Source organism: Frigoriflavimonas asaccharolytica (assembly GCF_013294015.1).
In the GTDB taxonomy this organism is placed as follows: Bacteria; Bacteroidota; Bacteroidia; order Flavobacteriales; family Weeksellaceae; genus Frigoriflavimonas; species Frigoriflavimonas asaccharolytica.
In genome coordinates this window covers 53565-66252 of record NZ_JABSNO010000005.1, presented here as the reverse complement: position 1 = coordinate 66252, position 12688 = coordinate 53565, and the positions used below count along the sequence as shown (strand labels likewise).

Genomic DNA, 12688 nt, shown 5'->3' with positions numbered 1-12688 from the left:
ACAATTGAAACAAGTAACACCCTATAATTCTGATACCTCTAAAAAAGAGCAAGTAGAAGAAATGTTTGATAACATTGCAGAACGATACGATTTTCTAAACAGAGTACTATCTTTAAAAATAGATGTATTGTGGAGAAATAAAGTTGTGAAATGGATGAACCAAGATCCTCCAAAGCTTGTCTTAGATGTAGCAACTGGAACAGCTGATCTCGCAATTGCTGTAGAAAAAGGAACGAAAGCAGAAGTTATCGGTTTAGATTTATCTCAACAAATGTTAAATGTTGGCATTATTAAAATAAAAAAACTTAATTTAGACGGCAGAATTTCCATGGAAAAGGGAGATGCAGAAAATCTACGTTTTGAAGATAATTATTTTGATGCTGTTACGGTTTCATTTGGTGTTAGAAATTTTGGAAATTTAGAAAAAGGACTTTCGGAATTGAGAAGAGTAGTGAAAGATAATAAAAGTATTTTCATTTTAGAATTTTCTAAAGTTGAAGGATTTTTAGGATCATTTTATATGTTTTATTTCAAGAATATTCTACCAAAAATTGGAAGTTTAATATCTAAAGATAATAGAGCGTATACTTATCTACCAGATTCTGTGAATACTTTTCCATACGGAGAAAAAATGAAGTCTATACTTTTAGAAACTGGTTTCAAAAAAGTAGAATATAAAAAATTGAGTTTGGGCATTGCCACTATTTATAAAGCAACTAAATAATTATGAATAAAAATTTACTAAAAGCATTTTTGATAGCTTCTTTATGTTTCGCAACATTTGCAGATGCGCAATTCCGAAACAGAGATAGGATGGATAGATTAGAATCTATAGATGAACAAAAGTTCTCTTGGGGATTTTATTTGAATGGTGTTGTGTACGACTATCATTTGGTTCTAGATCCAAGATATGGTACAGATCTCAACAAGAGTTTAGTCACATCCAAAGGAACAGCAGGTTTTGGTGCAGGATTGATAGCTAAAATTAAATTAAATAGTAATTTTGATCTTCGTATAGAGCCAGGTTTGCAATTTGTAGAGAGAGAAATCACTTTTGATACGCAATCTAATGATTTGTATTCTGCAGGATCTCTTACCAATCTTCCATTTACACCACTAATTCTTACGGATAAAGACAAAGTAAGAAATATAAAATCTACCTTACTAGATATTCCAGTAATGATAGAAATTCACGGAGATAGATGGTACAATTCTAGACCTTATGCAGCTGCAGGTGTAAATTATATTGTGAATTTGCAATCCAACTCATCAAGCAATGATGATAACCAGCAACAAGTTTTTCGTTCAACTACGCAAAATTTTGCATGGTCTGCGGAAATGGGAATTCAATTATACTTCAAAAGATTTAAATTGACGCCGGGAGTTAGAGGTACATTCTTTATGAATAATGAAGTTGTTGCAGATAATGTAAATACTCCACCATACTGGACAGCAGCACTTTCTACAGCGCAATCTAGAGCAATAATGTTTGTATTAAAATTTGAATAATACAAAATGTGAGCATATTTGAAGAGGGTTTTTTTTAAAACCCTCTTTTTTTTGCTATTTAGATAAAATTATTAACTTAAATAGTTAATATCAAGCTAAATTTTTCTATTTTTGCTAGATTGTTAGAATTTAAACAGCCGAAGATGTTACAAGATTTAGAAAAAAATTTTTCGGAATTAGAAAATAAAATTGAAAATCTAAATAAGAGTTACCAAAAACTTCAAGAGAATTATTTTATACTAGAAAAGGAACATCAAAAAGCAATAGAAAAATATGAAGGTATTTCTAAAGAAAATGAAATATTGACAGAAAATTATAAGAAAGTAAAACTTCATTCAGCTATTTCTGGAAATCCAGAACACAATAGATTGATGAAGAGCCACATCAACAGATTGGTGAAAGAAGTAGATTTTTGTATAGCACAACTTCAAAATAGTGGATTGTAATGGAAGTAAGAAGAATAACCCTAAATATAGCTGGAAGATCTTACCCATTAAATGTTCCTGTTGCAGAAGAGCATACATTAAGAAAAGTTGGAAAACAAATTGAAACGATGATCAAAGAATTTGAGAATAGTTTTGATGTAAGAGATAAACAAGATGCTTTGGCAATGTGTGCTTTAAAATTAGCAACCAACGCGGAAGTAGCAATTCAAAATAACGAAAGAAACATAATCGCGGTAAATGATAGAGTGAAAAACCTCAATCAAATATTGCAAAACGAGGGGAAGTAGATTTTTCTTTTCCGAAAACATTGCCTACAATAATTCTAACACATTACAGGTGAACTCAACATTATTACTATAACCGGACAAAAGTCTATGGAATGGCGCGCCGATTTGCTCGGATTACAGACCAAAGAAATCAGTCCAAAACGTGTTGATTCGGGGTTTACTCTATATCATTGGATTATTGTAGGTTTTTTTATTTTAAAATAATTAAATTAAACTCAACATATATGAATAGTATAGGAATAATAATTAGCATTATTTGCTTGATAATTGGAGGTGTCGCAGGATTGATGTTTTCTCGAAGTGGTCTTAATTCTAAAGCAAAATACATCATAAAAGATGCAAAGAAAAATGCAGATAATCTACTAGATAAAGCAAAAATAGAAGCAGAATCTGTAAGAAAGGACAAACAATTGCAAGCGAAAGAAAAATTTTTAGAATTAAAATCTTTGCATGACGAAGATGTGCAATTAAGAGAAAAAAAGATTGCAGATATAGAAAAACGTACAAAGGACAAAGAACAAAAACTAAACGACGAATTAAGCAGAACAAAAAAGCTTGAGACTAACTTAGAAAAACAAGTTGAAGACTACAGTAGAAAGCAAGAAATTATCGATAAAAAGAATACAGATCTTGATGCTGTAATTGCTCAAAAAGTAGGAATTTTAGAAAAGGTAGCCAACTTTACAGCCGAAGAAGCAAAAGCGGAATTGGTAGATGCGCTAAAAGCTGAAGCAAAAACCAAGGCGCAAGCTCACGTGCAAAATATAATGGAAGAAGCACAATTGAACGCCAAAACAGAAGCGAAAAAAATTGTGATACAAACCATACAAAGAATTGGTACAGAGCAAGCAATAGAAAATTCGGTATCCGTTTTTAATATTGAGTCTGATGATGTTAAAGGAAGAATAATCGGTAGAGAGGGTAGAAACATCCGTGCTTTAGAAGCTGCAACAGGAGTAGAAATAATAGTAGATGATACACCAGAAGCTATTTTGCTCTCTTGTTTTGATCCTGTGAGGAGGGAAATTGCGAGATTATCTTTACACAGATTGGTTACAGATGGTAGAATTCACCCAGCGAGAATTGAAGAAGTTGTAGAAAAAACAAGAAAATCTATAGACGAAGAAATAATTGAGGTAGGGAAAAGAACCGTTATAGATCTAGGAATTCACGGAGTACATCCTGAATTGGTGAAGGTGATTGGTAGAATGAAATACAGATCTTCTTACGGTCAAAATCTTTTGCAACACTCTAGAGAAGTTGCGAATATAGCTGCTACAATGGCTGCAGAATTAGGATTGAATGTGAAATTAGCGAAAAGAGCTGGTCTTTTACATGATATTGGAAAAGTACCAGAAGAGGAATCTGAACTACCGCATGCACTTTTAGGGATGCAATGGGCAGAAAAATATGGAGAAAATAAAGAAGTTGTAAATGCAATTGGTGCGCATCATGACGAGATCGAAATGACTTCACTTTTGTCCCCAATCATTCAAGTAGCAGATGGAATTTCTGGTGCAAGACCAGGAGCTAGAAGACAAGTTCTAGAATCTTACATTCAAAGATTAAAAGATTTAGAATCCACAGCTATGAGTTTTGAAGGCGTTTCTAGCGCTTATGCAATCCAAGCAGGAAGAGAATTACGCGTAATGGTAGAAAGTGGAAAAGTGAACGATGCCGTTGCTGCACAGCTATCTTATGATATTTCAGAGAAAATTCAAAATGAAATGACTTATCCTGGTCAAGTGAGAATTACAGTAATTAGAGAAACAAGATCTGTAAATATCGCGAGATAAATTTTTTAAATTTTAATAAAAAAATGCCTGTAATTTTTGCAGGCATTTTTTTAATTTTTAACAATAATTTTAGTTAAATGAATGTAGAATTATACAATCCTTTCACAGATTTAATATTTGATGAGCGCTTCTGCTTTCTTACCGGTGATTTAACCACCGATACGATGACGGTTTTCCCAAAATGGTTGATGGATCATTTCAAATTTGGCGCAGATCACATAGAATTAATGGACAAAAGTAAAAACTATACTTACGAAGATTTAGTATTACCGTGCTCGCCAAAAGTAAAAAATGCTTTTGAGGAATTAGACAAAATAATTCAAGATGCATATAAAAATGGTTTTGATGGAATAAATTCTCTTGATGAATTATTATTATTTCAATGGAGTGGGAGAATGGTCTACGGGCTTTTATACTATGAAATGGTCTATGAAAAAAATCGTTTGCAAAAAAGAGGTGAAGAATTTCAAATATCCGACGGATTAAAGGAAAGATTCGGTAATTTTCATTTTATGTTGCAATCCCTCATAAAACCCATCAAATTTGAGGGTAAAAAACCATGGAGCATTGCAGTTTTCCCTTTAAAATATTCTGCGGATATTTTTAGTTTCCGAGACGATACGGTAAATTTATTATTTTCATTTGGCGTAAATGGATTTGGTTTTATAGCTTGTTTGCAAGATAATGGCGTGCTTGGGGAATATCAGAAAGATATTTTACAAAAAATGAAAGGTCATATTCTGCACCCAATTCAGTTTGAAGAATTGTATGCAAGATTCCATTATTCAGATTATATATTGCAATATAGCAGAAAATATGTAATAGAAAATAATGCGGAAATAATGACAATAAGAGTAAATGATACTGTCGCGGATCCAACTTTTCAATTTTGGGATGAAGATATTTTTGCACAATTACTTTCCAATTACTGGCAAGTATATGGTATTGCAAAGGAAGATATTTTGCAATTTCAAAAGCCGCCATTAAGTTTCTTAGAAAATCCATATTCCAAAGATTTCATTCTACCAGATAGTATTTCTCTACCTTTTTAAATTAATTGAAACAATAAAAAATGGGTTTTTTACTAGAACTGTTAGTTAAGTATCATTAAATCAGTGTATTAAAAAAGTATTTAGAAAATTAACATTCTTTAGCAATTTATTTGAACTTTTATTGTTAAATTTGAGAGTCTTTGATAGTCAAAGGCAACACATTAAATTTATAAAACTATTTTAAAATGGGATTAGGTTCATTCTTAAAGAACGTAGGTTCGAAAATTTTTGGAGGTGGAGAAACTGCTGAAGAACAAGCGCAAAAAGTTAGAGATCACGTTGCAAAATTTGGTTTTGATGTCTCTGGATTGACTTTTACAGTTGCAGACGACAAAGTAACCATTGCTGGAAATGCAAAAAACTGGGAAGAAAAAAACAAAATTTATGTAGCTGCAGGTAATGTAGAAGGCATAGAAGAAGTTACGGATAACATGACTGTTGCAGTGCAAGAAGCTGAAGTACAAGTTGCAGATATTGTGGTACCAATGATTAGATTTCACGCGGTGGAAAGTGGTGATACACTATCTAAAATTGCAAAAGAAGCTTATGGTGATGCTAATGAATATCACAAAATATTTGAAGCAAACCAACCAATGCTTACAAGTCCAGATAAAATTTATCCAGGTCAAGTATTGATTTTGCCATAATTTTTCGGCATAAAATTTTTAAACATATCCATCTGCTAAATTGCAGATGGATTTTTTATTTTAAATAATATCCCAATTATATTGCTTTATAACAATTTAAATTCAATGCATCGGAAAAATAATAATTGATTTTTTTATTTATTCTTCTTTCAAAATTCTATTGCAAAATACATTTTCAGCAAAATTAAGATGAATGATATACTTGTAATAAGTATTTAAATATTATTAAAATTTTCTTACATTTGAAAATGAAGAAAGTTTTTTACTTAAAAAATTGCAGTACTTGTAAAAAAATAATGTCAGAATTTGATTTATCTAATTGGAAACTGCGAGAAATAAAAACGCAGCCAATTTTGGATGATGAACTTGCTGCAATGCATTCTTTTACAAATTCCTACGAAGATTTATTCAGCAAAAGATCTACCCAAATAAAAGCCGAAAATTTAGATGTAAAATCTTTCAAAGAAGAGGATTTTAAAAATTTAATTTTAAAGCATTATAGTTTCTTAAAAAGACCCGTATTTCTTACAGATAAAGAAATTTTTGTAGGAAATGCGAAGGAAAATATAGAAAACTTACGGGAATTTTTTAGGGTAAGATGATAAAATTTCTTTCTCTATTATTTTTTGCTTTAAGTCTTAATGGATACTCTCAGCAAGTTTTTACAACACCATCTGGTACAAAATATCATTTAGCAACTTGTAGAATGGCTAGAAATGTATCGTATTCTTCGTCAGTAGAAAAAGCAGTTTCTAAAGGGTTTATGCCTTGTAAAATTTGTAAACCACCAACGTCTACAAAACTAAGCAAAGGTACTTCCCCAAAAAAAGCAAAAGGAGTAAATGGATTAAGCCAATGCAAAGGCAAAACGAAAAAAGGAATACGTTGCAAAAGAAAAACAAGGATAGGAAACGACTACTGTTTTCAGCATATTCCATAAAAAAACCGTTTAATAATTTAAACGGTTTTTGTTATTTATTTGTAAAATAATTAGACGAAAGGCATTTTCACAATCTTCGCAGGTACATTTTTATTTCTTATTTTGATAAAAATATCTGTACCTAATTTGAAGTGAGGTTTATCTACATAAGCCATCCCAATTCCTATTTTTTTCATAGGGCTCATTGTGCCAGAAGTAACTTTTCCAATGATGTTTCCTTCTGCATCTACCACTTCATAATCATGTCTTGGAATTGCCTTTTCTTGCATTTCAAAACCAACTAATTTTTTTGTAATTCCATCTTCCTTCAATTTTGCAATGCGCTCTTTATCTACAAAGTCAGTATCCAATTTCGTGATCCAACCCAATCCTGCTTCTAGTGGAGAAGTAGTGTCGTCTATATCATTACCGTACAAAGCAAAACCTTTTTCTAATCTCAATGTATCTCTGGAAGCCAATCCGCAAGGTAAAATTCCAAATTCTTCGCCAGCTTTTAAGATGGAATTCCACAATTTTTCCGCAACTTCATTTTTAAAGTATAATTCAAAACCACCACTTCCAGTATAACCTGTGTTCGAAATAATTACATCATCCACACCATCAATAGATCCTGTTGAAAAATGATAATACGGAATTTCTTCTAATTTTGTATCCGTTAATTTTTGCAAAGTGGCTGTTGCTAAAGGACCTTGCAAAGCTATTAAAGACATTGCATCGGATGAATTGGTCATTTTTGCACCAAAATTTTCATTGTGTTTAGAGATGTGATTCCAATCTTTCTCTATGTTAGAAGCATTTACAACTAAAAAATATTTATCGTCGCTCATTTTGTAAACGATTAAATCATCTACAATTCCGCCGTTTCCGTTTGGCAAACATGTATATTGTGCTTTTCCATTTTCTAGAAGATTTACATCATTTGTAGTTACAAATTGCAAAAGATCTTTGGCCTTTTCTCCTTCCACGAAAAATTGTCCCATGTGAGAAACATCAAACATACCTACTTTTTCTCTTACGGCAAAATGTTCTTCGTTGATTCCAGAATATTGCACGGGCATTTCAAAACCTGCAAAAGGGACGATCTTTGCTCCCAGCGAAACGTGCGTATTGTACAAAGCTGTTTTGTTCATATTTTTTTATTTTTATTTTAAATTATATTATTAATTATCAAATTTTCTACAAATTTTCTTTGTACTCTTTCAAAATAATTTTAAACCATTCGGTGAAATTTTCAGGATTTTCGTTCATTTCCTTTTCAAGATCTTCCATCAAAATGTATCTAATTTCTGACACTTCTTCTGTATTTAAATTAAAATTTCCTTCATAAATACCAGTGAATACGTAGTCCAATTCGTGTTCCCAAAGATTCTGCCCAACATTTGCTTTGTAAATAAAATGGAATTTCTCTTCAATATCTGTAGAAATTCCTAATTCCTCTTGCAATCTTCGTTTTGCACCAGTTTCATACGTTTCATTCCATCTTGGGTGGGAACAAACTGCATTCGTCCATTGGTTGGGAGAATGGTATTTAGAAGCGGCTCTTTTTTGCAAAAGAACTTCACCTTTACTATTAAACAAAAAAACAGAAAATGCACGATGAAGAAATCCATTTTCATGTGCTTCCATTTTGTTCATAGAACCTAATATTTCATCTTTTTCATTTATTAATACAACTTCTTCTTCCATAAAAACAAATTTAACGATTAAAATGGAAGTTAAGAAATATGCACCAAGAATTCATCAAATTAATTTTAAAAAATTAATTCAAGTTCAGAAAATTACTAAATTGTTAATGTTTTTACAAAAAGTTTACAATTTTTTCATTCCCATTCCTTTTTTGTATTTTTGCAGCTTTAAAATTAATATATGGAATTAGATTATCAAGAACATTTGAGCCCAATGCTAAAAGGTGATATTAAAAACTATTTAATAGATATAGATGGTACCATCACAGACGATGTGCCAAATGAAGAACCTGAAAGAATGGCAACTTGTGAACCGTATCCAGATGCATTAAAAACATTGAACAAATGGTATGATGAAGGCCATATTATTTGCTTTTTTACCTCTAGAACAGAAGATTTAAAGCAGATCACCATAGATTGGTTGGATAAGCATGGATTTAAATACCATAGCGTTTTGTGCGGAAAACCACGTGGTGGAAATTACCATTGGATAGATAATCATTTGGTAAAAGCAACGAGGTATAAAGGTAAATTTACAGAATTGGTAGAGAAAAAAGTTACCATAGAAGTTTTTGAAGATTAAAAAATAATAGAAAAAAAATATTAAATGAAGATATTAGCAAACGATGGCTTAGATCAATCTGGTATAGATTATTTAGAAAAGGAAGGTTTTCAGGTAATTACAGAAAATGTAGCTGCGGAAAATCTTGTCGATTACATTAATGAAAATCAAATAAAAACGATATTGGTAAGAAGTGCTACAGAAGTTCGAAAAGATTTGATAGATGCTTGTCCAACCTTAGAAATTATTGGAAGAGGTGGTGTAGGAATGGATAATATTGATGTAGAATATGCAAGATCTAAAGGTTTGCACGTGATCAATACTCCTTCAGCTTCTTCTGCATCTGTTGCGGAATTGGTGTTTGCACATTTTTTCTCTGGAGCTAGATTTTTATCCGATAGCAATAGAAAAATGCCAATTTCTGGACAATCAGATTTCGCCAAATTGAAAAAATCTTATTCTAAAGGAATAGAATTAAGAGGAAAAACGATCGGAATCGTAGGAATGGGAAGAATAGGACAGGAAGTTGCGAAAATAGCGCTTGGTCTTGGTATGAGAGTAATAGCTGCAGATAACCAGATAGGAAAAGCGAGTATTAAGGTTAAATTCTACAACAATCAATATATTAATGTAGAAATTGAAACAGAACCTTTGGAAGATGTTTTGCAGCATGCAGATTTCATCACCTTACACGTTCCGTCGCAAAATGGGCAAAGTTTGATCAGTGATAAAGAATTTTCAATGATGAAAGATGGAGTTGCCATCGTAAATTGCAGTAGAGGAGGTGTGATAGACGAAGATGCTCTTATAAATGCTTTAAACTCTGGGAAAGTTGCTTTTGCAGGTTTAGATGTTTTCTTAAATGAGCCTACTCCTTCTGAGAAAATTTTGAGCCATGGGAAAATATCTTTAACTCCACACACTGGAGCATCTACGCTCGAAGCTCAGGATCGTGTTGGTATTTCTTTAGCAGAACAAATTTGCAGTATTCTGAAAGTAAAAAATTAGAGTAAAATATTTTAAATAAAAATCGCCTTCAATTTGTATTGAAGGCGATTTTATTTGAATTAAATATTTGAAAATTTTATTTATTCTTCAATAAATCTCTTATTTCTGCTAGCAAATCTTCTTGTGATGGTCCTGCTATAACTTCTTCTACTTCTTCAACTTTTTTCATTTTGTTGATACCTTTGACCATCATAAATATTGCTAATGCTACAAAGAAGAAATTTATAATGGCAGCTAAAAAAGCACCATATTTTACACTTCCCCACATTAACTCTGCAACATTAGATACACCAGCTTTTTCCAATGCTGGATTTAGTATTAATGGCGTGACTACATCTTCTACAAATGAAGTTACAATTTTACCAAAAGCTGCACCAATTATTACCGCAACTGCTAGATCTACTACATTACCTTTAATAGCAAATTCTTTAAATTCTTTTACAAATCCCATTTTTTATAGTTTATTATTAATTGCAAAGCTAGCAATTAATATTTAAATCAATAATTTATGAGAAATGTAAGTTAATTTGACTTTAATTTTTCTTTCAATATGCAGAGTACACCAATTTCTTCCTTGGATAAATTTTCAGCCTTTTTTAGCAATTTTTCTATCTCTTTTTTGAAATAATACATGTTTTTACCTTCTGTGTAAGCTTCTATGATTCGAGGGTCTATATATGAGCTTCTTGCAACTGCCGGAGTATTTCCAAGAATTTCAGAAACCTTTATCACTGCGTCTTTTATTTTTTTATCTAAATTTTTTTGGTCATCTATGCTAGAGACTCCCAACTCCTCTAGCGCTAGTGCGGCAACCATTGTTCCTCCCCAAGTCCGAAAGTCTTTTGCAGAAAATTCTTCCCCCATCACTTCATGAATGTATTGGTTTAGATGATGACTGTTCACGTCCACCAACTCACTATTTTCGTTATAAAATTTAAAAATTTTGTATCCTGGCAATTCATCTAACTCTGCAACAATATTTGCCAGTTTTTTATCTACCACATGCCGTTCTTGCTTTTTATGAGATTTTCCGACATAGGAGAATATGAGTTCGTCATTTTCTATTTTTAAATGTTTGCTGCGGATTGTTGTCAAACCATAGGTAGAATTTTTTTTAGAATAAGAATCATTGCCTGGTCGAAAGTATGCGGTATCTAAAAGACGGACCATTGTTGCCAAAACTTTCTCTTGCGTCATTTTTCTTTTTCGCAAATGTTGGCCTGTCACACGTCTCATGTGCTCTAGATTTTCTGCAAATTCTAGAATTCTATCGAATTTTTTTTGATTTTGAGCCTCACGAAATTGAGGATGGTAAATGTATTGTTTTCTATTTTTTTCATCTCTACCAACAGCGAGAATTTTTGCTTTTTGGTCTTCAGAAATTTCTACAAATTTCCAAGCAGGTGGTATGATAAGAGATTCTATCCATTTCCTTGTTTTTTTATCTACTAAGCTATTATTTTCATCTCTATAACTGAAACCTTTTCCAGATTTTTTTCTTGAATACATGTTTAAATTTTATAAAACACTAAATTATAGTATTTTGTAAAATTTAATTTACACAATTTAAGAAATATTTTCCGTGCTAGGTTTTTCCTTATTAAATTGAGAGTACCACATGATGACGAATCCCGCAATCATAAATGGAATTGATAAAACTTGACCGGTGTTTAGATTTCCAATATGGATGAATTCATCTCCTTGAGCTTCTTTCAAAAATTCTACGAAAAACCTTACCGCCCAAAGTATGATGAAAAATAATCCAAAAAGCCAACCTTGTTGCTTTTTCTTATCCGTATATTTATAAAAATACCACAATATAAAGAACAACATCACATAGCCGAAAGCTTCAAACAATTGCGTAGGATATCTAGGCACAGTTACTCCATATTCACCGCTCATTTGTGGAAAAAGAACTGCAAAAAAGGAATTTTCATCAACAGGTTTTCCGATGATTTCGGAATTGAAAAAATTTCCAAGTCTTACGAAAGCACCTCCTAAAGCAACTACAATCCCGATACGATCATAAACCCAGAAAGGATTTTTCTTAATAATTTTGTATGCGTAATATAAGGTTGTGAAAATTAATGCAATTGTAGCGCCATGACTTGCTAATCCAGAAAAACCGGTAAATTCAAAATTTGGAACTGTTCTGATCGGAAGAAATACACTCCAAAAATCTTGCTTAAATAATTCTGGTTGATAGAAAACAACATGTCCTATTCTTGCTCCAAGTATCGTCCCAATTAAAGTCCATGTAAAAAAAGGTTCTACAAATTTTTCGTCAACACCATCGTTTTTGAAAATTTTTGTCATGATGATGTATCCAAAACCAAAAGCGAAAATAAACATCAAGCTGTAAAAATGAAGTTTAAATTTTCCGAGCTGCAAACCAGTAGAAGGATCCCAAATTTTAAATTTTGTTTCTAATTCTACATTGTCTTCGGGAGAAAGCTTTTTTTCTTCACTTTTAAAAAGGTATTTTGCCTCAAGAATATTTTCAGGAGTTAAACTAATATCTTGATAAGGATGAAATTTTTTATCCAATATCTGAAAACCTGCATTTTTGTATTTATCTAAAATAGAGGCATTATAATTAAAACCATTTTGATTATCAAACGTTAAGTTTAAATCATTTAAAATGACCAAAATAGATTTTTTTTCTAATCCTAAATCATTATTGTTCAATTGATCATTAGACGCTGTAGAAAATATTTTTACAGGAATTTCTTCTTTATTTTCAATTTTTAAAATTC

At 31.6% G+C, this 12688-nt stretch carries 16 protein-coding genes; 11 read left to right on the top strand and 5 right to left on the bottom strand.

Translation table 11 applies throughout. From position 1 onward, the window contains the following. The first annotated feature begins 4 nt into the window (after nt 1-4). The 9 genes from ubiE to HNQ03_RS04525 all read left to right on the top strand — a co-directional run bounded on the left by ubiE (nt 5) and on the right by HNQ03_RS04525 (nt 6677). Nucleotides 5-724 carry a bifunctional demethylmenaquinone methyltransferase/2-methoxy-6-polyprenyl-1,4-benzoquinol methylase UbiE gene (gene ubiE / locus HNQ03_RS04565; RefSeq protein WP_194305154.1) on the top strand — a complete coding sequence of 240 codons (720 nt, stop codon included), beginning with the start codon at nt 5-7 and terminating at the stop codon, nt 722-724. A gap of 2 nt (nt 725-726) precedes the next feature. After that, the gene (gene porT / locus HNQ03_RS04560) at nt 727-1509 is read left to right on the top strand and encodes a type IX secretion/gliding motility protein PorT/SprT (RefSeq protein ID WP_173778483.1); all 783 of its coding nucleotides are present in this window, start codon (nt 727-729) and stop codon (nt 1507-1509) included. A gap of 143 nt (nt 1510-1652) precedes the next feature. Continuing rightward, entirely contained in the window at nt 1653-1955 is a 303-nt protein-coding gene (locus HNQ03_RS04555) for a hypothetical protein (protein ID WP_173778482.1), read from the top strand. Continuing rightward, nucleotides 1955-2242, top strand: a complete 288-nt coding sequence (locus HNQ03_RS04550) for a cell division protein ZapA (protein WP_173778481.1) — start codon at nt 1955-1957, stop codon at nt 2240-2242. The genes HNQ03_RS04555 and HNQ03_RS04550 overlap by 1 nt, the downstream gene beginning before the upstream one ends. A 224-nt stretch (nt 2243-2466) precedes the next feature. After that, nucleotides 2467-4038, top strand: coding sequence for a ribonuclease Y (rny, locus tag HNQ03_RS04545; RefSeq protein WP_173778480.1), 1572 nt, complete (start codon nt 2467-2469; stop codon nt 4036-4038). Nucleotides 4039-4115: 77 nt separating this feature from the next. After that, nucleotides 4116-5090, top strand: a complete 975-nt coding sequence (locus HNQ03_RS04540; RefSeq protein ID WP_173778479.1) for a hypothetical protein — start codon at nt 4116-4118, stop codon at nt 5088-5090. A gap of 185 nt (nt 5091-5275) precedes the next feature. After that, nucleotides 5276-5737, top strand: a complete 462-nt coding sequence (lysM, locus tag HNQ03_RS04535) for a peptidoglycan-binding protein LysM (RefSeq protein WP_173778478.1) — start codon at nt 5276-5278, stop codon at nt 5735-5737. Nucleotides 5738-5985: 248 nt separating this feature from the next. Continuing rightward, on the top strand, nt 5986-6339 hold the full coding sequence (locus HNQ03_RS04530; protein WP_173778477.1) for an arsenate reductase family protein: 354 nt from the start codon (nt 5986-5988) through the stop codon (nt 6337-6339). Then, complete coding sequence (locus HNQ03_RS04525) at nt 6336-6677, top strand: Ada metal-binding domain-containing protein (protein ID WP_173778476.1); 342 nt, start codon at nt 6336-6338, stop codon at nt 6675-6677. The genes HNQ03_RS04530 and HNQ03_RS04525 overlap by 4 nt, the downstream gene beginning before the upstream one ends. Before the next feature lie 50 nt (nt 6678-6727). On the opposite strand, the gene gcvT is transcribed toward HNQ03_RS04525, so the two are convergent. Both gcvT and idi read right to left on the bottom strand, forming a co-directional pair. After that, the gene (gene gcvT, locus HNQ03_RS04520; protein ID WP_173778475.1) at nt 6728-7807 is read right to left on the bottom strand and encodes a glycine cleavage system aminomethyltransferase GcvT; all 1080 of its coding nucleotides are present in this window, start codon (nt 7805-7807) and stop codon (nt 6728-6730) included. A 46-nt stretch (nt 7808-7853) separates the two neighbouring features. Beyond that, the gene (gene idi / locus HNQ03_RS04515; RefSeq protein ID WP_173778474.1) at nt 7854-8363 is read right to left on the bottom strand and encodes an isopentenyl-diphosphate Delta-isomerase; all 510 of its coding nucleotides are present in this window, start codon (nt 8361-8363) and stop codon (nt 7854-7856) included. A 180-nt stretch (nt 8364-8543) separates the two neighbouring features. Here idi and HNQ03_RS04510 point away from each other — a divergent pair, with 180 nt between their 5' ends. After that, nucleotides 8544-8945, top strand: a complete 402-nt coding sequence (locus HNQ03_RS04510; RefSeq protein WP_173778473.1) for an LNS2 domain-containing protein — start codon at nt 8544-8546, stop codon at nt 8943-8945. Between the two features lie 24 nt (nt 8946-8969). Then, a complete protein-coding gene (locus tag HNQ03_RS04505; protein WP_173778472.1) occupies nt 8970-9932 on the top strand; it encodes a D-2-hydroxyacid dehydrogenase in 963 nt (320 codons plus the stop codon). Nucleotides 9933-10008: 76 nt separating this feature from the next. Here the strand turns inward: HNQ03_RS04505 and mscL are convergent, their stop codons facing one another. The 3 genes from mscL to lgt all read right to left on the bottom strand — a co-directional run bounded on the left by mscL (nt 10009) and on the right by lgt (nt 12344). Then, nucleotides 10009-10383 carry a large conductance mechanosensitive channel protein MscL gene (gene mscL / locus HNQ03_RS04500; protein ID WP_173778471.1) on the bottom strand — a complete coding sequence of 125 codons (375 nt, stop codon included), beginning with the start codon at nt 10381-10383 and terminating at the stop codon, nt 10009-10011. A gap of 71 nt (nt 10384-10454) precedes the next feature. Further along, nucleotides 10455-11441: a DNA topoisomerase IB gene (locus tag HNQ03_RS04495; protein WP_173778470.1), complete on the bottom strand. Its 987-nt coding sequence runs from the start codon at nt 11439-11441 to the stop codon at nt 10455-10457. A 57-nt stretch (nt 11442-11498) separates the two neighbouring features. After that, nucleotides 11499-12344: a prolipoprotein diacylglyceryl transferase gene (lgt, locus tag HNQ03_RS16165; protein ID WP_173778591.1), complete on the bottom strand. Its 846-nt coding sequence runs from the start codon at nt 12342-12344 to the stop codon at nt 11499-11501. Between the last annotated feature and the right edge of the window lie 344 nt (nt 12345-12688).

Bases quoted from the DNA above. Each gene is read 5' to 3' on its own strand.
- porT (WP_173778483.1), top strand. From the start codon at position 727: ATGAATAAAAATTTACTAAAAGCATTTTTGATAGCTTCTTTATGTTTC.
- HNQ03_RS04555 (WP_173778482.1), top strand. From the start codon at position 1,653: ATGTTACAAGATTTAGAAAAAAATTTTTCGGAATTAGAAAATAAAATT.
- HNQ03_RS04550 (WP_173778481.1), top strand. From the start codon at position 1,955: ATGGAAGTAAGAAGAATAACCCTAAATATAGCTGGAAGATCTTACCCA.
- rny (WP_173778480.1), top strand. From the start codon at position 2,467: ATGAATAGTATAGGAATAATAATTAGCATTATTTGCTTGATAATTGGA.
- HNQ03_RS04540 (WP_173778479.1), top strand. From the start codon at position 4,116: ATGAATGTAGAATTATACAATCCTTTCACAGATTTAATATTTGATGAG.
- lysM (WP_173778478.1), top strand. From the start codon at position 5,276: ATGGGATTAGGTTCATTCTTAAAGAACGTAGGTTCGAAAATTTTTGGA.
- HNQ03_RS04530 (WP_173778477.1), top strand. From the start codon at position 5,986: ATGAAGAAAGTTTTTTACTTAAAAAATTGCAGTACTTGTAAAAAAATA.
- HNQ03_RS04525 (WP_173778476.1), top strand. From the start codon at position 6,336: ATGATAAAATTTCTTTCTCTATTATTTTTTGCTTTAAGTCTTAATGGA.
- gcvT (WP_173778475.1), bottom strand. From the start codon at position 7,807: ATGAACAAAACAGCTTTGTACAATACGCACGTTTCGCTGGGAGCAAAG.
- idi (WP_173778474.1), bottom strand. From the start codon at position 8,363: ATGGAAGAAGAAGTTGTATTAATAAATGAAAAAGATGAAATATTAGGT.
- HNQ03_RS04510 (WP_173778473.1), top strand. From the start codon at position 8,544: ATGGAATTAGATTATCAAGAACATTTGAGCCCAATGCTAAAAGGTGAT.
- HNQ03_RS04505 (WP_173778472.1), top strand. From the start codon at position 8,970: ATGAAGATATTAGCAAACGATGGCTTAGATCAATCTGGTATAGATTAT.
- mscL (WP_173778471.1), bottom strand. From the start codon at position 10,383: ATGGGATTTGTAAAAGAATTTAAAGAATTTGCTATTAAAGGTAATGTA.
- HNQ03_RS04495 (WP_173778470.1), bottom strand. From the start codon at position 11,441: ATGTATTCAAGAAAAAAATCTGGAAAAGGTTTCAGTTATAGAGATGAA.